General features: G+C 61.3%; 20 protein-coding genes. 4 read left to right on the plus strand and 16 right to left on the minus strand.

The genetic code is table 11. The features are described 5' to 3' along the window. Nucleotides 1–95 precede the first annotated feature (95 nt). Together CQ015_RS09405 and CQ015_RS09410 are read left to right on the plus strand one after the other, a co-directional pair. Nucleotides 96–1,127, plus strand: a complete 1,032-nt coding sequence (locus tag CQ015_RS09405) for an aldo/keto reductase (protein ID WP_105649990.1) — start codon at nt 96–98, stop codon at nt 1,125–1,127. A gap of 151 nt (nt 1,128–1,278) precedes the next feature. Continuing rightward, on the plus strand, nt 1,279–2,073 hold the full coding sequence (locus CQ015_RS09410) for a carbon-nitrogen hydrolase family protein (protein WP_105649991.1): 795 nt from the start codon (nt 1,279–1,281) through the stop codon (nt 2,071–2,073). Nucleotides 2,074–2,132: 59 nt separating this feature from the next. Here the strand turns inward: CQ015_RS09410 and CQ015_RS09415 are convergent, their stop codons facing one another. Together CQ015_RS09415 and CQ015_RS09420 are read right to left on the minus strand one after the other, a co-directional pair. Further along, the gene (locus tag CQ015_RS09415; protein WP_096255233.1) at nt 2,133–3,494 is read right to left on the minus strand and encodes an APC family permease; all 1,362 of its coding nucleotides are present in this window, start codon (nt 3,492–3,494) and stop codon (nt 2,133–2,135) included. Nucleotides 3,495–3,842: 348 nt separating this feature from the next. Then, complete coding sequence (locus CQ015_RS09420; protein WP_105649992.1) at nt 3,843–4,508, minus strand: TetR/AcrR family transcriptional regulator C-terminal domain-containing protein; 666 nt, start codon at nt 4,506–4,508, stop codon at nt 3,843–3,845. 112 nt (nt 4,509–4,620) lie between these two features. Here CQ015_RS09420 and CQ015_RS09425 point away from each other — a divergent pair, with 112 nt between their 5' ends. After that, nucleotides 4,621–6,261 (plus strand): amidohydrolase, encoded by a 1,641-nt coding sequence (locus tag CQ015_RS09425; RefSeq protein ID WP_105649993.1) that lies wholly within the window; start codon nt 4,621–4,623, stop codon nt 6,259–6,261. 12 nt (nt 6,262–6,273) lie between these two features. Here the strand turns inward: CQ015_RS09425 and galE are convergent, their stop codons facing one another. From galE to chvE, 7 genes are all read right to left on the minus strand, one after another. After that, the gene (gene galE / locus CQ015_RS09430; RefSeq protein ID WP_105649994.1) at nt 6,274–7,236 is read right to left on the minus strand and encodes a UDP-glucose 4-epimerase GalE; all 963 of its coding nucleotides are present in this window, start codon (nt 7,234–7,236) and stop codon (nt 6,274–6,276) included. After that, a complete protein-coding gene (galK, locus tag CQ015_RS09435; protein WP_105649995.1) occupies nt 7,233–8,429 on the minus strand; it encodes a galactokinase in 1,197 nt (398 codons plus the stop codon). Before galK ends, galE begins: the two co-directional genes overlap by 4 nt. Beyond that, nucleotides 8,426–9,553, minus strand: coding sequence for a galactose-1-phosphate uridylyltransferase (galT, locus tag CQ015_RS09440; RefSeq protein ID WP_105649996.1), 1,128 nt, complete (start codon nt 9,551–9,553; stop codon nt 8,426–8,428). The genes galK and galT overlap by 4 nt, the downstream gene beginning before the upstream one ends. A gap of 54 nt (nt 9,554–9,607) precedes the next feature. Then, nucleotides 9,608–10,552, minus strand: coding sequence for an aldose 1-epimerase family protein (locus CQ015_RS09445; protein ID WP_105649997.1), 945 nt, complete (start codon nt 10,550–10,552; stop codon nt 9,608–9,610). Between the two features lie 104 nt (nt 10,553–10,656). Beyond that, nucleotides 10,657–11,838, minus strand: coding sequence for a multiple monosaccharide ABC transporter permease (mmsB, locus tag CQ015_RS09450; RefSeq protein ID WP_105649998.1), 1,182 nt, complete (start codon nt 11,836–11,838; stop codon nt 10,657–10,659). Then, nucleotides 11,835–13,373: a multiple monosaccharide ABC transporter ATP-binding protein gene (gene mmsA, locus CQ015_RS09455; RefSeq protein WP_105553989.1), complete on the minus strand. Its 1,539-nt coding sequence runs from the start codon at nt 13,371–13,373 to the stop codon at nt 11,835–11,837. Before mmsA ends, mmsB begins: the two co-directional genes overlap by 4 nt. A gap of 99 nt (nt 13,374–13,472) precedes the next feature. Next, complete coding sequence (gene chvE / locus CQ015_RS09460; RefSeq protein ID WP_105553990.1) at nt 13,473–14,639, minus strand: multiple monosaccharide ABC transporter substrate-binding protein; 1,167 nt, start codon at nt 14,637–14,639, stop codon at nt 13,473–13,475. Between the two features lie 386 nt (nt 14,640–15,025). Between chvE and CQ015_RS09465 the strand changes: the two genes are divergently transcribed. Next, entirely contained in the window at nt 15,026–16,420 is a 1,395-nt protein-coding gene (locus CQ015_RS09465; protein ID WP_105649999.1) for a TIGR01777 family oxidoreductase, read from the plus strand. A gap of 52 nt (nt 16,421–16,472) precedes the next feature. Here CQ015_RS09465 and araA read toward each other — a convergent pair whose 3' ends face one another. From araA to CQ015_RS09500, 7 genes are all read right to left on the minus strand, one after another. Then, nucleotides 16,473–17,984, minus strand: a complete 1,512-nt coding sequence (gene araA / locus CQ015_RS09470) for an L-arabinose isomerase (protein ID WP_105650000.1) — start codon at nt 17,982–17,984, stop codon at nt 16,473–16,475. 41 nt (nt 17,985–18,025) lie between these two features. After that, nucleotides 18,026–18,742: an L-ribulose-5-phosphate 4-epimerase gene (locus tag CQ015_RS09475; RefSeq protein ID WP_105650001.1), complete on the minus strand. Its 717-nt coding sequence runs from the start codon at nt 18,740–18,742 to the stop codon at nt 18,026–18,028. A 33-nt stretch (nt 18,743–18,775) separates the two neighbouring features. Further along, complete coding sequence (locus CQ015_RS09480) at nt 18,776–20,389, minus strand: FGGY-family carbohydrate kinase (RefSeq protein ID WP_105650002.1); 1,614 nt, start codon at nt 20,387–20,389, stop codon at nt 18,776–18,778. 174 nt (nt 20,390–20,563) lie between these two features. Then, on the minus strand, nt 20,564–21,625 hold the full coding sequence (locus CQ015_RS09485; RefSeq protein WP_374955687.1) for a LacI family DNA-binding transcriptional regulator: 1,062 nt from the start codon (nt 21,623–21,625) through the stop codon (nt 20,564–20,566). Between the two features lie 328 nt (nt 21,626–21,953). Continuing rightward, entirely contained in the window at nt 21,954–22,847 is an 894-nt protein-coding gene (locus CQ015_RS09490; RefSeq protein WP_096282994.1) for an ATP-binding cassette domain-containing protein, read from the minus strand. Between the two features lie 18 nt (nt 22,848–22,865). After that, a complete protein-coding gene (locus CQ015_RS09495; protein WP_096282761.1) occupies nt 22,866–23,930 on the minus strand; it encodes an ABC transporter permease in 1,065 nt (354 codons plus the stop codon). A gap of 74 nt (nt 23,931–24,004) precedes the next feature. Further along, entirely contained in the window at nt 24,005–25,000 is a 996-nt protein-coding gene (locus CQ015_RS09500; protein ID WP_105553996.1) for a substrate-binding domain-containing protein, read from the minus strand. Between the last annotated feature and the right edge of the window lie 101 nt (nt 25,001–25,101).

Raw genomic sequence — 25,101 nt, forward strand, 5'->3', positions numbered from 1 at the left:
TAACGAATCTAAACAATCAACCCGTTTTGACGTCATACTTAGGACCTCTTCGTTAGGCTCGATAATAGATAACAATGCAGACATGAGGGATTCGCATGGCACAGGACATCAAGGTAGGCACCATCGAGCTCGGGCAAGGACTGCAGATAACCGGTCAAGGGTTCGGGAGCATGTCACTCAGCGGACCCTATGGCCCGGCCGAGGATGACGAATCTCTGCGCACCCTAAATCACGTCATCGATAGAGGAGTTACTTTCCTCGACACCGCCAACATCTACGGCGAGGGACATAATGAGTCCCTGCTGTCCCGGGTGCTCAAGACGCGCCGCGATGAAGTTACGCTGGCCACCAAGGCTGGCATTGTTCGCCCAAAAAACCCGGGCGATCCACGAGCCAATGGCGATCCGGCCTTCATCAAGGACTGCCTCGATGCGAGCCTGCAACGACTCGGTGTCGACGAAGTGGACCTGTACTACTACCACAGGGTGGATAGCCGCGTGCCGATCGAGGAGACCGTCGGAGCCTACGCTGAACTGGTTCAAGCCGGCAAGATCAAACACATCGGATTATCCGAGGTAACCTCCAACGAGCTTCGTCGGGCACATCAAATCCACCCGATCACCGCAATTCAGATGGAGTACTCGATCTTCAGCCGGGATATTGAGCGCTGGCTGCTTCCGACGGCATGCGAGCTCGGGGTCGGTTTGGTGCCCTATGCCTCGCTGGGCCGCGGCTACTTCACCGGACAGGTGGACTCGCTGGAGCAGTTGGAGTCCGGCGATATCCGGCATAATTTCCCACGCTTCGAACCAACGAGCATGGAGCGGAATCTGCGGCTGCGAAAGGTCATCGAGGCCGTGGCCGAACGTGAAGGATTCTCCACGGCGCAGGTGGCGCTGAGCTGGGTCTACGAGCAGGCTGACCGCCACAGCGTGACCGTTTCACCAATTCCGGGCACCCGCTTCCGTGCCCATTTTGATGACAACTTGGAGGCGCTGAACATTCGGCTCTCCGAACTGTCAATGAACGAGTTGGATGCCTTGGCCGCTCAAGTCGACGGCGAACGTCAACGAGACATCTATTCTGTTTCCAAGGGCCGCGAAGAACAGCAGATGGCGAACTTATAGTGCTGAGCTCCGCGGGTTAAACCCGGAGCATTCATCCGCACTGGCTGTTCAACCGCTCAGCTCTCCCACCCGTTGCCGCTTATCACCGCTACTGCGTAGAGTTTCGAGCGTAGGGTATTTCCAGTATTTGGCGAGGAAGGACTAGCCCACCATGAGAATCGCATTGGCTCAGGTATTGAGCACCGCAGATCCGCAGCGAAACTTAGTGACCATCCGTGATCATGCGCGGCAAGCGAAAGCAGCCGGCGCGACATTGGTGGTCTTTCCCGAAGCCATGCAGGTGTCCTTTGGCCACCCGCTAGCCGACTTTGCCCAGCGTTTAGACGGCCCGTGGGCTACGTTAGTCCGCCAGCAGGCCCGCGACATCGGCATCACCATCGCCGTGGGCATGTTCACCCCGGGGCAAGAAGGCCGGGTGCGGAACACCTTATTGGTCGCAGGCACTGGTGTCGATACGCACTACGACAAGATCCACCTCTACGACGCCTTCGGTTTTTCCGAGTCGGATACCGTGACCGCCGGAAACACTCCGGTGCAGTTTGACCACCAGGGCACCATTGTCGGACTGGCCACCTGCTATGACCTGCGATTCCCCCAATTGTTCGTCCACCATGCCCGGGCGGGAGCCAAGGTTAATATCATCGCCGCTTCCTGGGGCCAGGGCGAGGGCAAGGCCGAACAGTGGACCACTCTGGCTCAGGCCAGAGCCCTGGATTCCACGACTTTTGTGGTGGCCGTTGACCAGGCCGACCCTGCCAGCATTGGCCGGCAGGTTACGGGCACCGCACCATTGGGAGTCGGGCATTCCGTGGTGGTGGATCCCTTGGGCCGGATCATTGCCCAGGCGGGCACAGAACCGCAGCTGCTGGTAGTTGACCTTGATCTGGATCAGGTCGCGCACGCTCGAAGGCAACTGCCCGTACTCGCCAACGCTGTGGACCTGTAGGCCGGCGGCAGGGCTTCCTCCTGGCATGAGCCCGAAGAATCGGGCCTACCAGGTAAGACTTACTCGGCAAGATCCAGCATCGGCGCCTTTCGCTTGAATCCACCGGTTACATAGGCGAGATATCCCAGCCCCAGAACGATCCAGGCCAGACCGAACGTCAAGGACAATGCGCTGAGGCTGGTCCACAACCAAATAGTCAGCGCCACGCCAATGAGCGGCAGCACCAGATAATTAATTGTGGCTGCCAATCCGCGGTGCCGGTGGGCCAAGAAGAAATATTTGATGACCGAGAGGTTTACTGCCGAAAACGCCACCAGCGCTCCGAAGCTAATCATGGCGGACACCATTTCCAGGCTGGCAAAAAGCGCGGTGAGTGAGACGGCGGAAACGATCAGGATGACAAATGTTGGAGTCTTGAACCGCGGATGAAGATAGCCGAATACTCGGCGCGGCAGCACCCCGTCGCGGCCCATGCTGTAGAGGATCCGTGACACCGATGCCTGCGATACCAAGGCAGAACCCATTGCACCGCAAATGAAACCAGCCGTGAAGAAGATCGACAGGAATTGCCCGCCGACTGCGAAGACAACTTGGATGGAAGCGGAATCAGCGTTCGTAAATTCGTGGCTGGGGTAGACAAGATGCGAGACGTAGGCCAGCACCACGAACAGAAATCCGCAGATCAGAGTGGTGAGCACGATGGCCCTTGGCAAATCCCGCTTGGGATTGCGCGCCTCTTCCGCGAAAGTCGTGATTGAATCGAACCCCAAGAACGAGAGACACAAAATTGCCGCTCCCGCGGCAAGCGGAGCAAAGCCACCCGGGTCCCCGGTCCCCCGCAGGGGCGCAAACAGATCTACCGTGGCTTGACCCCGCAGGTACGCGAGGGAAAATCCGATGAAGAGGATGATGAACAGGAACTGGAAGCCGATGATCACGATATTTGTCCGGGCCACCGAGACGATGCCGATAATGTTCAGCACGGTAACCAGCGCCATCCCGGCCAGCATGAAGGCCCACGGAGGTATCGACGGGAAAAACTCGTTGAGGTAGATCCCCAAGAGCAGGTAGTTGATCATGGGTAAAAAGAGGTAGTCAAGCAGCAATGCCCAACCGGCCATGAACCCGATATTTGAACCGAATGACCGCTGCGCATAAACATACGCCGAACCCCCGACGGGAAATGCCCGTGACATCAGCCCGTAGGAACGGGCGGTGAACAGCATAGCTATCAGGGTAATTAGATAGGCCACCGGCAACCGCCCGCCGGTAATTTCCGTGACGATTCCATAGGTACTGAAGATCGTCAGCGGCACCATGTAGACCATGCCGAAGAGCACGAGGTTTGGAAGCCCTAGTACCCGGTTCATCTGCGTGGGTGCCTCCGTCACGCCCTCCGTATATTGCTGAGCCTGTTTCATGACCGTTACCTCTCTGCAGGTGCCCCGCTGCTGCCATCGCGTGAAGCGACGGACTTTCCAGCACGCGAAGGCGCACCATCGAAAATAATGAAGACCGTTCACTTAATGTAGTGATAGGCCTCACCATTAGCAAGGGGGGCATGGTGGCCAGCAAGGCGTTCAAAGCTCATGAGATCGACCGGGAGAACGAGTTGAGCCCTGCAATTACGGCCAACTTAGGCAGAATGACTTGGAACTTTTTGATCACTCGGAAAACTCGAAGAAGCCCATTCAGTCAACCTCGATGTTCAAAAGAAATTTATAAGATTAATTTGTTTGAAACATGGCGACAGCTCAACCCGACCGAGACTAAGGCTGGGCGACTTCCCGCTCGATGGCAGCAATCATGGCACGTAGCCCAAATTCAAAGGATTGATCGCTGACCGTGGATCGAGCCTGCCGCGCATATTTTTCCCCGCTTTCCATGACTTCCCCGTGGCTGCTGCCACCGTCTTTACCGCCCTGCTCGGGTAGCGCGGCGACATGCGCGCCGGGTGCCACGATGTCCAATGCAGCGCCGACCACCAGCGACTCAATGGCCACCATCACCATCAAGATTCTTGGCACGGCAACACCTGCACGGCGCAGGAGCCGTCCCATCTCTTCGTAGATCACTCCCGATTCGGACTCTTCGGAGATCGGTGTAGCGACAATCAACTCAACGGCTGCGGGAACACGGAGCAAGGCTTCGCGGAATAACACCGCAAAGTGGAAGAGCGCTTCGGTCCAGGGCAGGTCGGCAAGCATGCTTCGGTCGATGGAACGCACCATGTCTCGACGCATCAGGTTCACCAGATGCTGCCGATTTTCCACGTGGTTATACAGCGCCGGTGTCCGCACATCCAAGGCGCGGGCCAGCCGCCCCATGGAAAATTCTTCCGGCCCCACGTCTTGAAGCAGGGCGAAAGCGGCATCGACAATTCCCTGCTGCGACAGGATTGGCGTGGCCGGCCGGCCGGCGACTCGTTGCGACATTCAGACCATCCCGATTCTTCGACAATTCCACCTCCATCCAACCATGGACACTCGGTGGTTCCGAGGTTAGACTCAAAAATAATTAACACTATTAATATCTTGGAGTGAAACCATGCACGGACCCCAGACGGTGCTGTACGCAGCGACCATACACACGCTGACTCAGGAGCAGGAAATAACCGCACTGGGAATCACCGACGGAGTGATCTCGCATCTCGGCAACCGTGACCAGTCGCGGGATTGGCTCACCGCCGATACGGAAATTATCGACCACGGCGATGCCGCCATCACCCCGGGGCTCGTCGATGCGCATATCCACCCGGTTTTCGGTCAGTCTGTCACCCGCGGAATTTTCCTCGGCGATGCCCGAACCGTGGAAGAAGCGACCCACCTTTTCGCTGAGTATGCACGCACGCGAGAATCCGATCAGATCCTTTTGGGACATGGGCTGAATGTGGCGATCTTCGGATCGGCCGAACCCAACGGGCAGTTTCTCGAAGCGGCAGCACCCGGCCGTTCAAGCTACGTCACCTGCTTCGATGCCCATTCGGCTCTCGCTTCGCAGGCAATGCTTCAGCTTGCGGACATCAGCGGCACGGAAAGCTTTACCGACGGTTCCAGCGTCGTGGTTGACCTGCAGGGCAATCCCACCGGCTTCCTGCGGGAGTTTGCTGCCATGGCGCTTGTCGAGAGCTCCCTGCCCGTTTTGAGCATTGACGACAAGGTGCACGCCGTCTACCGGCTGCTGCGCGAGATGGCCGCCAGCGGACTGACCGGCGGAGAAATGCTCGATTTTGCCGACCCCGATTCCCTAGAGGTCTTCCGGCGCCTCGAACAGTACGGCGAACTGCCCATCAAGCTGCGGATTGCACCCTGGCTGATGGCGAGCGACGGCGCCGAAGCGCTGGAACGGATCATCGACCTCCAGGGACAACACGGCCGGCGTTGGCAGGTGCGCGGCGCAAAGCTCATGATTGACGGGACCGTGGACAACGGCACCGCGTGGCTCTACGAACCGGATACCGAAGGCGAATCCACGGATTCACTGTATTTGGATCCGAAGCAGTACCTCAGGAATCTCAACGCGCTAGCCGCTGCCGGAATTACCACCACCACGCATGCCATTGGGGATCGGGGCATCGGTTTTGTCATTTCGGCGATTGCCGCCCTGCCCAAGGATGGATTACGGCACCGCATTGAGCATTTGGAAGAAATCAATGATGAGGACTTCGCCCGGCTGCAGGCCTCGGGCGCAACCATCAGCATGCAGCCTACGCATTGCACCCATTTTGTGCGCGCCGACGGCTCGGACGCCTGGTCCCGGCGCCTCGGTGAGCGCCGCGCGCAGTTCGCATTCCGGCTGCGCGACGTCAAGGACGCCGGGCTGGTGCTGGCGCTGGGCTCCGACTGGCCTATCGCCCCCTTTGACCCGCGATTGATCATGGCCGATGCGCAGACCCGCCGGCGTACCGAGGTGCCCGACAGCGACAGCGCACAACCACGCCACCGGCTCTCGGCACGAGAGGCGTTGGAAGGCTACACCGCCAACGTCTATGAAAGCACCGGCACGACCGGCGGGCGCCTGACTCTGGGCATGCCAGCAGACCTCTCCGTCTTCGCGGCAGATCCGCTGGCGATCTCCCCCGAGGAACTGTGTACCGTCGAGGTGCTTGGAACCTACCTGGACGGCGTTCGAGTGGATACCCATGCGGAACTCGATTCGCCCGAACCGCTCCCGGCGAGCGCGAGCTAGGTAAGCACCTGCTCAGCGCCGATGCGCCGAGGCCCGCCAGGCACTGTCCACCATCTGATCCAGGCTGTGGCGCATCTGCCAGCCCAGGTCCCGGGCGGCTAATTTGCCATCGGCGACAATCCTCGCGGGATCCCCCGGCCGGCGGGCTTCTTCCAGGGCGGTGAACTCCTCGCCGGTCACCCGGGCCACCGCATCCATGATCTGGCGTACCGAGACCCCGTCGCCGGAACCCAAGTTGTAGACCGGTTCCAGCTCTTCTCCGGCCGCCAGCTTCTTGGCCGCTTCGACATGCGCCAGAGCCAGGTCGGCCACATGCACGTAATCCCGTACGCAGGTGCCATCGGCCGTGTTGTAGTCCGTGCCGAAGATCTTCGGGACCTTGCCCGCGTTCAGCGCGGCAAAAACCAGCGGGAACAGATTGTGCGGGCTGGCATCGTAGAGTTCTTCGCTTCCCGAACCGACCACGTTGAAGTAGCGCAGCGAGGTATGCCGCAATCCGTGGGCCACCGCCTGGTCGCGGATCAGCCACTCACCGATCAGCTTGCTCTGCCCGTACGGGGATTCTGGCAAGGTGCCCGTCGCCTCGGTGACGAGGTCCTCATCCGGGGTGCCGTACACGGCGGCCGAGGAGGAGAACACCATATTCTGCACCCGGGCATGCTCCATGGCTTCGAGCAGGTGCGCCGTGCCGGTGACATTCTGCTCGAAGGTCAGCAGCGGATGCTTAACCGACTCCCCGGCGTACTTGTAGCCGGCCAGGTGGATCACCCCGGAGATCTCGTGCCGTTTCATGATTTCGGTGAGTTTCTCGGTTTGCAGCACACTCACCGAATAGAAGGGCACCTCTTCTGGCACAAATCCGCGGACACCGCTGGACATCGAGTCCACGATCACCGGCTCCAGTCCCGCCCGAGTCAGCGAGCGCACCACATGCGATCCGATATATCCGGCTCCGCCGGTCACTAGCCAACTCATGCTTTGCCTGCTCCCTCGTCTGCAATCACGGTAAAAATGGCGGGCCGCGCGTACCCGGCCCGTTCATAAGCGGTCTCTACCGCCTGGCTGACCGGAGCAATCTGCTGCACGGAAATCAGTGCGATCGCGCTGCCGCCGAACCCTCCACCAGTCATCCGCGCGCCGATCGCCCCGGCCGCCATGGCCGCTTCCACGGCTACGTCCAGCTCTACGCTGGAAATCTCATAGTCATCACGCATGGATTCATGGGACTGGTAGAGCAGCTTGCCCACGGCCTTCAAATTACCTTCGCGCAAGACGCGCACGGTGTCCAGTACCCGCTGGTTCTCGGTCACGATGTGCTTCGCGCGTCGCCGCACCAGCGGATCTTCTAGTGCTTCAAGCTCGGCCACGCTGCTGACCTCGCGCAGCGAAGCCACGCCCAGTCCCGCGGCGGCTTGCTCGCAGCTGTCCCGGCGGGCGGCGTATCCACCGTCAACGTGCGAATGCTCCACCTTGGTGTCGATCACCAGCACCACCGCATCCTGTTCCAGCAGCGGCAGCGGCACCGCTTCGGATTCCATGCTTCGGCAATCGAGAAACAATGCGTGGCCGGCGTGGGACATCAGCGAGGCGCTCTGGTCCATGATCCCGGTGGGGGCGCCCACAAATTCGTTCTCGGCACGCTGGGTCAGCCGGGCCATTTCCGTCTCGGCCAGCCCCAGCTTGTAGAGGTCGTTGAGCGCCACGATGGTGCCCACTTCCAGCGCGTGCGAGGAAGAGAGCCCGGAGCCGACCGGAACATCCGAATCCACCAGCAGTTCGAGCCCCGAAAGCTCGAGTCCCTCCAGCTGGTTCAATACCCAGAGTACGGCGGCCGGATAGGCCGCCCACCCGGGCACCGACCCGGGTGCCAGTTCATCCAGCTTCACCGAGGTGACTGCCGGGGTTTCACCCTGCCCAAAGGTGGAGGCGAAGTCCAGCACATTGGCCTCAGGTTCGAGCTGCGACTTGCGCCGCACCGCGACCAGCGCGTTTTTGTCGATGGCGAAGGGCAGCACATAGCCGAGGTTGTAGTCGGTGTGCTCCCCGATCAGGTTCACCCGTCCCGGCGCGCGCCAGATCCCTTCGGGGTGATGCCCATAGATCTTCACGAATTTCTCACGCAGCTTTGCGATGCGCCGTGCCGTTTCCTTGCTGTCGCTGGTGCTCAAGGCGTCACCTCGCGCAGCCGGGCCGCGGTCTGCTCGGCGGGAACGTCATTGATGAACGCGCCCATGGCGGCCTCGGAGCCTGCAAGGAACTTCAACTTGTCGGCGGCGCGGCGTGGGCTGGTCAACTGCAGGTGCAGGCGTGAGGCCGCCCGGTCCGCGTCGTTCAGCGGTGCCTGGTGCCAAGCTGCAATATATGGGGTGGGCGTGTCATAGAGCCCGTCGAAGCGTCGCATCAGGTCGCGGTACATGATCGCCAGTTCGGCTTTTTCTGCTTCGTCCAATGCGGCGAGGTCAGGGACGTGCCGGTGCGGGACCAGATGTGCTTCCAAGGGCCAGCGGGCCGCATAGGGGACGAATACCGAGAAATGCTCGCCGCGCGCTACGATTCTCGAGCCGTCGGCAAGCTCGGAGTCCAGGATCTCCCCCAGCAAGTCCTTCCCGGTATCGGACAGGTGCTTGCGGGCCTGCGCAGCCATTTTTTCCGCCGTCGGGCTCACATAGGGGTAGGCATAAATCTGGCCGTGCGGATGGTGCAGGGTCACCCCGATATCCTGTCCCCGATTCTCGAAGACAAAAACCTGTTTGATTCCCGGCATCGCCGAGAGGGTGGCGGTGCGCTGTGCCCACGCGTCGATGACGGTGCGCGCCCGGTCATCTCCCAGGGATCCGAAGGATCCGTCATGATCCGGGGTGAATACCACTACCTCGCAGCGCCCCACGGCCCGGATCTGCGCTTCGGGCAGCGCCGCTGCCTCATCTGGCGTTGGGATCTCGCCCAGGGCCGGGCCGAGCGAAGGGAAACGATTTTCGAAAACTACGACGTCGAATTCGCTGGCCGGAATCTCGCTGTGCCGAGTGCCCGTGCTGGGGCATAGCGGGCATTCTTCCTTCGGCGGCAGGTACGTGCGCGTCTGCCGGTGGGCGGCCACGGCCACCCAATCTCCGGTCAGCCGGTCGTAGCGCAGCTCGCCGGGTTCCCCGCGCGGATCCAGGGCGCGCTGATCGGTGACCTGCTCTGGAATGCGGTGCCCGCGGTCGGCGAAGAAGATCGCTTCACGGCCGTCGGCCAGGTGGTGGATCCGATGCGCGGTCTGCGACTCGTTGTGCTGTGTGCCCTGTGGCATGGTGCTACTCCAGTAGTGGCTAGGTGAGGCGATGGCGGGACTGCACATGGCTAATCAGGCTGGATGCAGCGCACCGATGATCCACGAGGCGTGATGGCTGGCGCCGGGGGCCAGGCTGATCACGCCGGTCCCATCGTTGAAGGCTCCCGGCGGGCAGCTCATGGGTTCCACCGCAAGTCCGGTGCGGTGCAGCTGCGGATCTACTTGATCCGCGGTGTGCACCTGGACCCAAGGGCATTTTTCATCCCAGCTCAGGTAGCTGCCAACGCCATTAACGTCGGTGAGCTTCACGCGGAACTGTTCCCCGGAGTGCGATCGCAGCCCGGTGAATGCATGGTCCACGAAGGTTTGCGCGATGCGCCGCGGTGTACGGAAGTCCAACTCTGCGTCTTCCACGGCCACAACTTCCTGCGGGAGCAGCCGTTCGCCGCTCACCTGCTGCACCAGGTCGGCGGGGACTTCCAGCAGCCAGTCATCCACGCTTCGTCCCGGGGCCACCAGGTAGCAGTGCGAGCCGAAACCATATGGGGCATGTTCCGTGCCGAGGTTCCTCGCGTTGATCGTGCTGCGCAGCCCGGTCGCTTCAAGTTGGTAGCTCACGTTCAGCAGCAAGGCGAAGGGATACCCTTCCTGCTTCGGCACCAAAACCTGGAGCTCAACGCGGTCATCGCTCTGGCTGAGGATCGAGAAATCACTGGAAAACACCAGCCCGTGCAGCGCATGCCTACGGGGCACCTCGCTGAGCGGAAGCTGCAGCTCTGTGCCGTTCCAGCGATAGCGTCCGTCGATCACCCGGTTCGGCCAGGGCGCGAGGATCGCGCCGGAATACACCGGGCGCAATTGCTGCGGATCGAAGGCACGCACCAGCGGCCGCTGCCGGTATTCCAAGCTCACCACCGTGGCTCCCACACTGGCAATCTGTGCGCTGTACCCGTGGGCTTCCAGGTTGATCAGCTGCCCGTTCGCGGTAGGCAGTACTTGGCTCTGCTTCGTTCTCATGTCTTCTTTTCCTCGTCACCATGCGTTGTTGAGCGCATAACGAAACCCTCCCGCCGGTGTTTTGCGGGACTAGCCCAGTCAACCGGCGGAAGGGTCTGCCACATTTAGCTAGCTTCGCCCGCGCGACGCTTGTTGTAGATGTCGAAGGCCACCGCGAGCAGCAGCACCAGGCCCTTGACGATCTGCTGCGTGGAAGCGCCAACACCCATCAGCTGCATGCCGTTGGAGAGCACCGCCATCACCAGGCCACCGACAATCGCGCCGGTCACCCGGCCCACACCACCGGTGGTCGAGGCGCCACCGATGAAACAGGCGGCAATTGCATCAAGCTCAAACATATTGCCCGCGCCGGGCTGCGCCCCGTTGGAACGCGAGGAGAACACCGCACCGGCGATACCGGCGAGCATGCCCATATTCACGAAGATCCAGAAGTTGACCTTCTTGACGTTCACGCCGGAAAGGCGCGCGGCCGAGAGGTTGCCACCGATCGCGTAGATGTGGCGGCCAAAGACGGTCCGCGTGGTCAGCACGTGGTAGCCGATCACCAGCACGCCCAGGATCATCAGCACAATCGGCATGCCGCGGCTGATGGAGATCTGCCAGAAGAACCAGAGGATCACGATGGCGGCCAGCGCGTTCTTCGCGATGAACATGGCCATCGACTCGACGTCCTGGCCGAACTTCACGCGTCCACGGCGGGTGGAATACTGGGACCAAACCAAACCGGCCACCGCGACCACACCGATGAGCACGGTGAACATGTCGAAGCCGTAGCCGCCGAGCAAGCCATTGAGGAAGCCACCGGCCACCTCCTGGTATTCGCCAGGGAAGGGGGAAAGCGAAACGTTGTTCAGCACCTCATAGGTCAACCCGCGGAAGAGCAGCATGCCGGCCAAGGTGACGATGAAAGCCGGAATGCCTACATAAGCCACCCAGAATCCCTGCCACACGCCGCACAGCGCGCCCACCGCTACCGCGGCGAGAATGCCTACCCACCACGGGGCCCCGGTTTTGATGACCAATACCGCGGAGACCGCGCCGGTCAGCGCCACGAGCGAGCCGACCGAGAGGTCGATATGCCCGGCGACAATGACCATGATCATGCCCAAGGCCAAGATCAGCACGTAGGAGTACTGCAGGATGATATTTGTCAGGTTGATCGGGCTGAGCAGCAACCCGTCGGTCATGATGGTAAACAGCACCACGATGAGCACGAAGGCGATATAGATGCCGCTGGTGCGCAGATTCTTGGTGAAAATGTCTTTCAGCTCGGATTTCAGTGTCATCGGGCGTTTTCCTTCTCGATGGTCATAAGCTCCATGAGGCGTTCCTGGGTGGCTTCGCTTCGCGGGAGTTGGCCGGTCATCCGGCCGTAGGCAAGGGTGTAGATGCGGTCGCAGATACCCAGCAATTCGGGCAGTTCGGAGGAGATCACCAGGACCGCCTTGCCGGAGGCCGCCAGCTCATTGATGATCGTGTAGATCTCGTATTTCGCGCCGACGTCGATTCCGCGGGTCGGCTCATCCAGGATCAGCAGCTCGGGGGCGGTATGCAGCCATTTGCCCAGGACAACCTTCTGCTGGTTGCCGCCGGAGAGGTTTCCGGTTTTCGCCAGTACGCTCGGTGCCTTGATCCGCATCGATTTGCGGTAGTGCTCGGCAATCTGGATTTCCTTATTGCCGTTGACGAACCCGGCAGAGGAGATCTTTCCCAGCCCGGCGGCGGTGGTGTTCACCCGGATGTCCTCGATGAGGTTCAGGCCGAACTTCTTGCGGTCCTCGGACACGTAGGCGATACCCGCCTTGATGGCCTTGCCCACGGTGGAGGTGTCCACCTTGCGCCCGTCCATCAATACGGTGCCGGAGATCCCGCGGCCGTAGCTGTGGCCGAATACGCTCATGGCCAGCTCCGTGCGTCCGGCGCCCATCAACCCGGCGATGCCCACGATTTCGCCGGCGCGCACGTCCAGCGAGGCCTTGTCGACGACAATGCGATCGTGCTGGGTGGGGTGGCGTACGGTCCAGTCGCGAACCTCGAAGACCACCTGGCCGATCTCCGGTTCGCGTTCCGGGTAGCGTGCCGACAGTTCGCGGCCCACCATGCCCTGGATGATGCGGCTCTGCGTCGAGGCGGGGTCGGCCATATCCAGGGATTCCACGGTCTGCCCATCACGGATGATCGTGGTGTTGTTGGCAATATCTTCGATCTCGCCGAGTTTGTGCGAGATGATGATGCAGGTGATTCCCTGCTCGCGCAGTTCACGCAACAGATTCAACAGGTGTGCGGAGTCATCATCATTTAGCGCGGCCGTAGGCTCATCGAGGATGAGCAGCTTGACGTCCTTATTCAACGCCTTGGCGATCTCCACCAGCTGCTGCTTGCCCACGCCGAGCTGGCCTACCGGGGTGACCGGTGTTTCGGCCAATCCCACCCGGGCCAATAACTTGGCCGCCCGCTGGTTGGCTTCGTTCCAGTCGATGAATACCCCGCGCTTGGTCTCGTTGCCTAGGAAGAGGTTTTCGGCCACCGACAGATAGGGCACGAGGGCCAATTCCTGGTGGATGATCACCACGCCCTGGGCCTCGGAATCCTTGATGCTTGAGGCCTTCAGCTCCTGGCCGTTGAACAGGATTTTCCCGTCATAGCTGCCATGGGGGTAGACGCCGGAAAGCACCTTCATAAGGGTGGATTTCCCGGCCCCGTTTTCGCCGCAGATGGCGTGGATTTCACCCTGCTGGACGGAAAGGTTTACTCCGTCCAAGGCCTTGACCCCGGGGAATGTCTTGGTGATGTCCTGCATCTGCAGGATGGTGCTGTCCATAGTGCAGCCGTCCTTGTCATGATCTGTGTACTGCGTGAAGCGCTGCTGCTGCGTCGGCGGGGCGCGGTGCGATCCCGCCGACGCAGCGAAGACCGGCTGCTACTTGGTCTGTCCTGCCTTGACCTCTTCGGCCGTGTAGTACCCGGAATCAACGAGCAGCGACTCGATGTTATCGGCGGTTACGATGTCGGAGTCCAGCAGGAAGGACGGGACGACCTTCTTGCCGTTGTCATAGGATTCGGTGTCGTTGGCTTCCGGCTCGGTGCCTTCGGCGTAGGACTTCACTGCGGTCACTGCCTGGGAGGCCAGCTTGCGGGTGTCCTTGAAGATGGTCGCGTACTGCACGCCGTCGTCGATCAGTTTCACCGAAGCGATTTCGGCGTCCTGGCCGGAGATGATCGGCAGGCCGTCCTTGATGGACTTGCCGTAGCCGGCGTTGGTCAGTGCGGTCTGCACGCCGCGGGAGATTCCGTCGAATGGCGAGAGGATGCCGTCGATCTTGGTCTTGCCACCGGCGTAGTGCGCGGTGATCAGGTCCTCCATGCGGCTCTGGGCCTCTTCCTGGGACCAGCGCAGGGTAGCTGCCTGTTCGATCTTGGTCTGCTTGGACTTCACCACGAGGGTTCCGTCATCCATAAATGGCTTGAGGGTTTCCATGGCGCCCTTCCAGAAGAAGTGGGCGTTGTTGTCATCCACGGATCCGGCGAAGAGCTCGATATTCAGCGGCCCCTTCTTGCCGGTCTTTTCGCCCTGCTCGTCGACCAGGCCGAGACCGGTCAGCAGCGAGGTGGCCTGCTGCACGCCGACGTTGTAGTTGTCGAAGGTGACGTAGAAGTCGACGTTCTCGGTGCCGTTGATCAGGCGGTCATAGGAGATGATCGGAATGTCCTGGTCTGCTGCTGCCTGCAGCTGGTTGGACAGTGCGGTGCCATCGATCGAAGCGACCACGAGGATGTCTGCACCCTTGGTGATCATCTGGTCGATCTGCTGCTGCTGGGTCGGGATGTCATCGTTGGCGAACTGCATGAAGACCTCGTAGCCGGCTTCTTCAAGCTGCGACTTCACGGCCTCACCGTCGGCGATCCAACGCTCGGAGGTTTCGGTTGGCATTGCGACGCCTACCTGGATGTCCTCCGGGGCCGTGCTTTCGCCTTCGGCACCCGCGCCACCGCCGGCACCGCTGCCGCCACATGCTGCCAGTGCGCCAACGAGCGCGAGGGATCCAAACGTGGCTACCGCTCGACGAGCCCAGTTATTCCGTGCCATCTTTTCCTCCTGCGTATTCCGATTCATCCCGGCAGTGCGACCGGGCTCACACCATGTTAGCGCTAACAACGTGAGTTGCGCCACCCCAGATGATAACAATTTGATATTAACCGGACAAGACAGCCTAGAGGTTCCAGCATGTTGACGTGGATCATGAGCGAATGACCGCCTAACTGCCCCCGGGTGCAGTGCGGCCAAGGGGCTTGCCGAAGCGCCTTCAGCGTGTGTAATGGCAGGCTCGGAACACCCAAGGAACGACAAGGTAAAGCTACTACGGCCATGCTTGTCACGGCAGCCCTCGCAGTTAGCCCTGCGAGAATGGCCTTTGCAAGCCCGTCGACGCGCAGTGCGCGTGGCGGCAGGGATCCCGGACATAGTATTGGGCCATGACTACACAAAGGTCCAGCGTTCTTCCGGCACCCCCGGACGAGGTATCCGCCTGGTTTGCCCGGCCGGGCGCGATTCGCCGGCTGCTGCCGCCCTGGCTTCCGCTCAAGGTCATCGAAGAAGCCGGCTCCTTGCGTGGGGGAACCGCGGCACTGGGGCTGCCTGGCGGCCTGCGCTGGTACGCCCAGCACAAGCCCTCCGACTACCTCGAGAATCGGCGGTTCGTCGACGAGCTGCAGGCTCGCGGCGTGCGGGCGGCCCCCACGCGCGTGGCTCATTGGCGTCATGAACACCTCACCGAGCCCGCGGGATCCGGGCACACCACCGTCACCGACCGCGTCAGCTCCAATCTGCCCGCAACGCAGATCGAACGGATGCTGGACTACCGCCACCGCCAGCTCGCCGCCGATTTCGCCGCCCATGAGCGGGCGTCCGAGGCCGGACTGGAACCGTTGACCATCGCGGTCACCGGAAGCAATGGCATGGTCGGCACCGCGTTATGCGCCTTCTTGTCCACCGGCGGGCACCGAGTCATCAAGCTGGTGCGCCGCGCGCCGCAATCCACGGACGAACGACGTTGGGATCCGCTGGCTCCGGAGCACGACCTGCTAGACGATTGCGACGCGGTCATCCACCTCGCCGGAACAAGCATCTTCGGCAGGTTCAGCGACTCGCACCGGCAGGCAATCGAGGCAAGCCGCATCGAACCCACCCGGGCACTGGCTGAGCTGGCGGATCGCTCCGGCGTCTCCCGATTCATCAGCGCCTCGGCCATCGGCATCTACGGCGCCTCGGCCGGAGCCGCCCCGATTGATGAGCAGTCGCCTCCTGAAGTAGGGGGCGCGGACTTCTTATCCGGCGTGGTCCAACGCTGGGAGCAAGCAACCGGGCAAGGCGAGACGAGCATGCGCCGGGTGCAGATCCGCACCGGCGTGGTGCTCAGCCCTTCGGGTGGCATGCTCGCGGTGCTGCGCCCGATCTTCGCCGCCGGCTTGGGTGGCCGCTTGGGCACGGGAGAACAGCGCCTGTCCTGGGTTGGCCTCGACGATCTCATTGATATCTACCATCGGGCTTTGTGGGACACACAGCTGAGCGGCCCGGTGAACGCGGTGTCCCCTCACCCGGTCAGCAACGCCGAATTCACCAGCGCCTTGGCCAAGGCACTGCGCCGTCCGGCCATCATTCCGGTGCCTGCAGCCGCCCCGAAACTGCTGCTGGGAACCCAAGGCGCCAAGCTATTGGCCATGGCAGATCAACAGGTGGTCCCGCAGAAGCTGCTGGATGCCGCGCACCACTTCCGCTTCGCACAAATCGAGCAAACTCTGGCCCACTGCTTGGGTTCACCGACCCGGGGAGACCGAGCCGAGGCAAACTCGCTTCCGTCCAGGCCTTAATAGGCATTGGCCAGCACCCGGTGGTGCTGGCCAACCTAAGGTCCCTGTGCGCCTACAGGCCTTGAGCCAAGCGGTAGTACGCCTGGTTCAGCCGCACCTGTTCGGCAAAGCCGCGGCGCGTGGTGCTCTCGTCGATCACCAGCAGCTCGGTGCCGGCGATTTCGGCGAACACCTCGAAGGCCTCGATTCCGGCGGCCGTGGACATGACCGTATGGTGGGCTCCGCCGGCGGTCAGCCAGGACTCTGCCGAGGTGGAGAAGTCAGGTCGCGGCTGCCACACGGCACGCGCCACCGGCAGGTTCGGCAAATCCTGCGGCGGGGTCACCACGTCAACCACGTTTGCGGTCAAGCGGAAACGCTCGCGCATATCGGCCATCGAAACCACCACGGCGCCGGTGGTAGCCGCGGCGTTGAACACCATGCGCACCGGGTCCTCGCGTCCCCCAATGCCCAGCGGGTGGATTTCGATACGCGGCTTGTCGGTGGTCAGCGACGGGCAGACCTCGAGCATGTGGGCGCCGAGGATCAGCTCCTTGCCCGGGGCCAGGTCATAGGTGTAGTCCTCCATCAGCGAAGCGCCACCGGGCAGCCCGGCGCCCATCACCTTCGCGGCACGCACCAGCACCGCGGTCTTCCAGTCGCCTTCGGCGCCGAAGCCGTAGCCCTTGCCCATCAGCCGCTGGACCGCGAGGCCCGGCAGCTGCTTGAGCCCGCCGAGGTCCTCGAAATTAGTGGTGAAAGCCCAAGCGCCCAGCGCGCGCAGGAACGACTCGATGGCCAATTCCTGGCGTGCGGCGTAGCGCAGCGACTCGTGGCGGACTCCGCCGGCGCGCAACTCCGCGGCGACATCGTATTCACGCTCGTATTCGGCTACCAGCGCGTCCACATCGCCCTCGGCAACCGCTTCTACGGCTTCGACCAAGTCGTTGACCGCCCAGGTGTTGACCGAGACGCCAAAGCGCAGTTCGGCCTCGGTTTTGTCCCCTTCGGTGACCGCGACATTGCGCATATTGTCTCCGAAGCGGACCAGCTTCATCGACTGGGTGGCATTCCAGCCGGCGGCACCGCGAACCCAGGTGCCCACGCGTCCGGCAACCGCCGGATTGGAAACGTGGCCGACCACGGTAGTGCGGGTGGCCCCGATCCGGGTGGCCAGATAGGCGTATTCACGGTCGCCGTGAGCTGCCTGGTTCAAGTTCATGAAGTCGAAGTCGATGGTGTCCCACGGCAGCTCGACGTTCGCCTGGGTGTGCAGGTGCAGCAACGGCTTGGCCAGCGCCTTCAACCCGGAGATCCACATCTTGGCCGGGCTGAAGGTGTGCATCCAGGTGATGACGCCCAGCACGTTGTCATTCGAGTTCGCCTCCAGCATGGCCCGGCGGATCGATTCCGCGTCCTTGAGCACCGGCTTCCAGATGACCTTCGCCGGGACCTGCTCGGAGCCGTCCAGCACCTCGGCGACCTCGCGCGATTGCTCGGCGACCTGTCGCAGGGTTTCGTCGCCATACAGGTCCTGGCTTCCGGTGAAGAACCAGATTTCCTTGGATTCATATGCTTTGCTCATGGTGTCCTTTCGGATTGAAGTTTTTGGCCGCCAGCGAGCGGCTATTGTCCGTAAACGTTTTGGTAGCGCGCGTAGAGCGCGTCAATATCTTCGCCTCGCATCGGCAGTGGATCACCGAGCTGGCGGGCAATATGGACGGTGCGGGCGACTTCCTCGCACATCACCGCGGCCTTAACCGCCGCACGGGCATCATTGCCGATGGTGAAGGGGCCATGGTTTTGCATCAGCACGGCCGGGCTACGCGATTCGCTCAACGTTTGGACGATGCCGCGACCGATCGAATCATCCCCAATGATCGCGAACGGGCCCACCGGGACTGGCCCACCGAACTCGTCGGCCATCATGGTCAGCACGCAGGGGATTTCTTCGCCGCGCGCGGCCCAGGCGGTGGCGTAGGTCGAGTGGGTGTGCACCACTCCCCCAACGTGGGGCATGTGCTGGTAGGTGTAGGCATGCGCCGCGGTATCCGAAGACGGAGCGCGCGTACCCTCCAAGAGCTCACCGTCTAGCGTGCAGACCACCATGGATTCGGCTGTCAGCTCGTCATAGGAGACCCCCGAGGGTTTGATCACGAACAGGTCCGCGCTGCCGTCTGGAACCTCCGGATTCCGCACGCGCTGCGAGACATTGCCGGCGGTCCAGACGACCAGCTCATAGCGTGGCAGTTCCGCGTGCAGGGCAGCGACGACCTCACGGACGCGGGCAACTTCTTGACGCATGGTGTTCGGGTAGCTGGCTAATGTTTGAGCGTGGCTCATCGGTTTCTCCTAAGTGCCGGGATGAAAGTGTTTTTAGATGGCCGTGATGGCCGCGCGTTCGATGTCCAGACCGGCCTGATAGGCGCGCAGGTATTGTGCGTATCCGGCCACGTCCTGCTGCTGCGGGGCCAGCTCCTGCAATTCGGCGTTCGCGAAAACCTGCGAATTCAGGTACTCCGCGAGGCTGGCTGCCGAGTTCGTCGCGACGCGGTGCCGGTAGGCTGCCAACACCGCAATTCCCCAGGCCCCGCCATGTTCCGCGGTGCTGCCTACCGATACCGGGACATTAAGCGCCGCCGCCAGGAGCCGCTGCGCTGCCTGCGCGGTCCGGAAGATGCCGCCATGGGCGAACAGCTTATGGATTTTCACGCCCTCGCCGGCGAGGATTTCCATGCCCAAGCTCAGCGTGGCGAATACCGAATACACCTGAGTGCGCATCAGATTCGCGAGGTTAAACGTTGAATCCGGGGTGCGTACCAGCAGTGGGCGCCCCTCGGGCAGCCCGGTCACCGGTTCTCCAGACAGGTAGTTGTAGGCGAGCAGTCCACCGCCGTCCGCTGCACCGTCCAGTGCCGCGGCAAGCAGCGTCTGGTAGACCTGATTCGTGGAGGCTTCATGTCCTAGCCCCTGGGCAAACTGGCCGAAAAGCGCGGCCCAGCTGGCTAGTTCACTGGCACCGTTATTGCAGTGCACCATGGCCACCGGATCTCCGGTGGGAGTGGTGACGATGTCAATTTCGGGGTGCACTTCACGCAGCGGGGCATCGAGGACAACCATCGCAAAGATGGAGGTTCCCACCGAGACGTTCGCGGTGCGTTGCGCTACGGAGTTGGTAGCAACCATTCCGGTGCCTGCGTCCCCTTCCGGCGGGCAGCAGATCGCTCCCGGCTGCAGCTGCCCGGTGGGGTCAAGCAAAAGTGCTCCGGCCTCAGTCAGGCTGCCGGCCTCGGTTCCAGCGGCAAGGACCTCCGGCAAGAGCTGCTCCAGCGAACCTGCAGCTCCCAATGGCTTCGCCAACCGGTCAAAAGTCTCTATAAAAGCCTTGTCGTAACCGAGGTCGGCGCTGTCCAGTGGGAACATTCCCGAGGCGTCACCAGCACCGAGCACCCGGCGCCCGGTGAGCTGATGATGGATGAACCCGGCCAGGGTATTCAAGCTTGAGACCGCGCCTACGTGTTCTTCGTGATCCAGCAGCGCCTGATAGTAGTGCGCAACCGACCAACGCAGTGGGATGTTGTAGCCAAAGGCCTCGCTGAGCTGATTGGAGGCCTGTTCGGTCGAGGTATTGCGCCAGGTGCGGAAGGGAACTAGCAGTTCATCGGATTTATCAAAGGCGAGGTAGCCGTGCATCATCGCCGAGACGCCAATGGCCGCAAAGGCAGTGGGGCGCACTCCATATTGGTGCTGGGTATCAACCAGCAGATCCGCAAAGCAGCTCTGCAGACCCGCAATCATTGCTTCGCGGGAATAGGTCCAGCGTCGATCCACGAACTGGTTTTCCCACCCGTGGTTGCCGGTGGCGAGTTGCTCGTGGTTGGGACCGATGAGACTAGCCTTGATATTCGTTGAACCAAATTCGATCCCCAGAACTGCCTGCCCCGAACCAATCACCTCGGGCGCGGACAAACCTGCTTGCTGGCCAGTCATGGATTCTCCGTCCTCGCACCCGCACGGCAGGTGGCTATCGTTGCGTCGCCGCACCGCTGTTCTTCGGAAGAAGAGATCACAGGGTTCGGTCGGAACATTTACATTATGTTAGCGCTAACAAAATGCGATGCGCAACACATGACGAAGATTAGCTACCTGTCGATTGGGCTGAACTCAGTTTCGCGGTGGTGGGGCGGTACTGGCTCGGACGACCATGGTGGGCGCGATCATGCGCGGCTCCTGCAGCCCTCGTTCGCCACCGAGCAGCTCGGTTAGCGCGGCGCGACCCACGTCGGCAAAGGGCTGGCGCACCGTGGTGAGCTTCGGGATGTAGAACTCGGCGATCTGCAGGTCATCAAAGCCAACCACCGATACGTCCTCCGGCACGCTCAGGCCGGCCTCCCAGAACGCCCGCAGCAGCCCGATGGCCAAATAGTCGTTGGAGGCAAAGACGGCGGTTATTTCCCCGGCCTTCACCCGAGGTGCGAGGCTGACCCCCGCGGCATAACCGCTGGGGGCCAGCCAGGATTCCGCCGGGAACTCCACCGCGTCATAGCCTGCTGCGGCCATGGCTTCACGCCAACCGATATTCCGCTCCGTGGCATCAAACCAACCGGATGGGCCTGAAACATGGACGATCTTTCGGTGCCCCAAGGAGAGCAAATGCTCCGTCGCCTGTCGGGCGCCGTCGCGCTGATCGACATAAACGTAGTGCACCGGATCCCCCGCCGGAACATCGGTCCGTGCGGCTACCACCACCACCGGCACTTTCAGCTTCAGGTCGTCAATCGCGGCGGTGACCTTGTCATGCGGGGCGACCACCACCACGCCGTCCACGCTCTGGTCGGTGAGGTGGTTCAGGGCCGTGACCGCACCGCCAAAGTCATAACTATCCATGGAGGTCATGGTGACAAAATATCCCTGTGCGCGAGCAGCGGCTTCCACCGCGAGCACGGTGGACTGCGGCCCAAAGAATTCGCTGCCGATGGTCAGGATGCCGATGGTGCGCGTCTGCGCCGTGGCCAGGGCGCGCGCGGCAAGGTTGCGCCGATAACCGAGCTCCTTGATGGCCTCCAGCACTCGCACTCGCGTGCCTTCGCGGACATTTGGGTGATCATTCAATACGCGCGACACGGTTTGGTGGGAGACCCCGGCGACGGCTGCCACGTCCGCCATCGAGGGCGGTCGATCCGATGCGTTGCCATCTTCAGGCTTGAATGTATTCACATCCGCCATTATTGCAAACACTAACCCGCGGGCCGGAGCAGCCTCTCTGAACTCGGATCGACTGGAGCATCGAAATTTATATTCTACGATAGGAATATATGTTCCGTGAAGGAATCAGACCTAGGTTTCATCTGGTTCAATGCTTCATTCTCGCAACTCGAGCATCTTCAGTTTCTTGACTCGTAATGGTTGAGACATTTAGTCAAATATGCCTTTCCCGGTCCCCCTGTACAGAACCAGAAGTACTCGAGGCACGCATTAAAAGGCGTCGGCAAGAGCACAAGGTGGTGGCCACTTCAAGACCGAAGTGGCCACCACCTTGGCAATTGGCTCGCAACTATCGAGCAACCTGAGGTCCAGCACCTGCCTCGGCTTCGGCCAACTCCTCGTCGTGGCCACCGAGCTGTTCCAGCTCATGTGCCAGCTCGGCCAGTTCAGCACCGCCGGCCATCTGGGCGGTCAACTCTTCCACGGTAATTTCCGATTTGGAATAGTAGCCAATAGCGCGGCCACGCTTGAGCAGCAGGAATGAGTCGCCGACCGGATAGGCGTGGTGCGGGTTATGCGTAATGAAGATGACCCCCAGCCCGCGGTCCCTGGCCTGGAGAATGTAGCGCAGCACCACACCAGACTGCTTAACACCCAGAGCAGCCGTGGGCTCGTCCAAGATCAGCACCTTCGCACCGAAATACACGGCTCTGGCGATGGCCACGCACTGTCGTTCGCCACCGGAAAGCTGCCCGATGGGCTGTTCCACATCACGCAGATCGATACCCATATCGGCCAGTTCCTGCTTGGTGATCTGCTTCATCCGCTGCACATCAAGCTTTTTGAAGGGACCTACGCCGGTAGTCAGTTCCGAGCCAAGGAAGAAGTTGCGCCAGATGGGCATCAGCGGGACGACCGCCAAATCCTGATATACCGCGGCGATCCCAGCATCCAAGGCGACTCGCGGGCTCTTGAGCTTGATGGCTGACCCGTGAAGCGTGAACTCGCCCTCATCATGCTGGTGCAGACCGGCGATGATCTTGATCAACGTGGACTTGCCCGCACCATTATCGCCCAGTACGCAGGTGACCCTTCCCGGATCGACTTCCATGTCAACACCGCGCAACGCGATAATGCTTCCGTAGTGCTTGCCTACACCTTTGAGCGTGAGCAGGTTGTCATTGGTCTTGGGTTCGAGCTTCTGCAGCAGCTCTTCGGCCTTCTTGTTCTTTCGAGTTTTCATGTTCATGTCCTTGGCTTCCTATTTACTGGATTCCGCGCGCTTCTTCACGACGATGTTCACAACCGTGGCCAGCAGCAGCATCAATCCCAGGAAGAACTTGAACCAGTCCGGGTTCCACTCTGCGTACACAATGCCCTTGTTTGCCATGCCGAATATGAATGCCCCGATGGCCCCGCCAATGGCTGATCCGTAACCACCTGTGAGCAGGCAGCCGCCGATCACCGCAGCAATGATGTAGAGGAATTCATTGCCGATGCCTTCGCCTGACTGCACGGAGTCGAAGGCGAACAGGTTGTGCATGCCCAGTACCCAGCCACAGAATCCGACGGCCATGAAAAGCCCGATTTTGGTGCGGACCACGGGGACGCCGACGGCGCGGGCGGCTTTCTCGTCCCCGCCAATGGCGAAGATCCAGTTGCCAATCTTTGTTTGCAGCAAGACCCACGAAGCGATGATCACCAAGGCTAGCCAAATGAACACGGTGATCTTGACGTCGATCCCACCGATATTCACCGAAGAGGCGAAAACCGCCTTGGCGCTCTGGAATCCTTCCATGTCTGCAATGGATGGCGAGGACACCGATCCGCCAATGGCGCGCGTCAGGCCCAGATTCAGGCCCGTGAGCATCAAGAAACTGGCCAGCGTCACGATGAAGGATGGCAGTTTGGTCTTGATCAGGATGATTCCATTGATGAACCCGATCAGCAGTGAGACGACCAGAGCCAGGGCGATGCCGACCCAGACGTTGAGCCCGAAGTACCAGCTGATCAACGACGCGCTGAGTGCCGAGGAAATCACTGCCACACCTGTGGACAGGTCGAACTCGCCACCGATCATCAGCAAGGACACTCCAACGGCCATAATGCCGATGGTTGAAGCGCCGTAGAGGACGGTGGCCAAGGACGCGGGACTCAAGAAGACCGGTGCAACGATGGCGAAGAAGATGAACAGGGCGACGGCGCCCACGAGGGCACCGATCTCCGGACGTCCCAGGAGAATTGACAGCGTGCTTTTCTTGCCAACGCGTTCGTCTTGGGTGAGGGATGGTTTCTTATGCGTGGGTGAGGCTGTTGTTGAAGACATGAGTTTTCCTCCATGTCCTGGCTGCGCGCCGGCTCGCCGCTACCGGCAGGCTCGGCGCGCACCGAGGATCGTTGCTAGCGGACGCCTTCTTCGGCGAAACTGGTGATCTTTTCGGCCACGGTCTTGTCAACGATGGCCGGGCCGGTCAGAGTCGCCTGTCCACCGCCGATCGTGAAGCCACCGCGGTGGTTCTGCCACAGCGCATCAACTGCCATGTAGCCCTGCAACCATGGCTGCTGGTCAACGGTGAACAGCACGTTGCCCTTGGTGATTTCTTGGACTAGTTGCGAGTTCATGTCGAAGGAGGCTACCTCGACCTTTGAGTTGGCCGTAGCCTTGGCTTTGATCAGCGTCATGGTAAATGGCGCGCCCAGCCCGATGATTGCATCGGCTTGCTTGTCCGCTTGGAGCTTGGCAGTTGCTGTTGACTCGACCTGGGTCATGTCAGTGCCCTGCACGTAGAGGATTTCGGTGCCTGGGACAACTTTCTTCACGCCGGCGCAGCGGGCTTCAAGGCCAACGTGCCCCTGTTCCTGGATGACGCATATCGGCTTCTTGATGCCCGAATCCTTCAGCTTTTCGCCGGCAGCCTGGCCTGCGAGCTGCTCATTGGACCCGAAGTGGGCGAACGCGCCGATGTCCTTAAACCGGTCTTCGCCGGCGTTCAGGCTGACGATGGGAATTCCTGCGTCCGTGGCCTTTTTCAGCGCTCCGGCCATGGCGTCCGGCTTAGCCAGGGTTACGGCAATGCCGTCCACTCCCTGGTCAATGGCCTGCTCAATCAGCTGGGATTGGCGCCCGCCATCGGGGTCGCTCAAGTACTGCAGGTCAACGTTGTCCTTGGCCGCAGCTTCTTCGGCACCCTTGCGGATGATGTCCCAGAAGGTATCCCCCGGAGCCGCATGGGTGATCACTGCGACTTTGATGCGATCGGTGGCCGCAACAGCCCCACCGCCCGCACTACTTTCCGGTTCTGGTGCACGCCCGCCCGTTGATGAGCAAGCCGCCAATCCCAGGGCTGGAATGATGGCGAGTGTGATTGCGAGTTTGCGCCAAGTTGGCTTTCCCATATTCGTTTTCCCCTTCAGGGCTACGTCGACGCACCCCGATAGTCCCCTGGAGCGGGCCGCCTTAACAAGATTTCCGTGACTTGAATCACAAGATGTCTAAA

Source organism: Arthrobacter sp. MYb221 (genome assembly GCF_002979835.1).
Lineage (GTDB): Bacteria > Actinomycetota > Actinomycetes > Actinomycetales > Micrococcaceae > Glutamicibacter.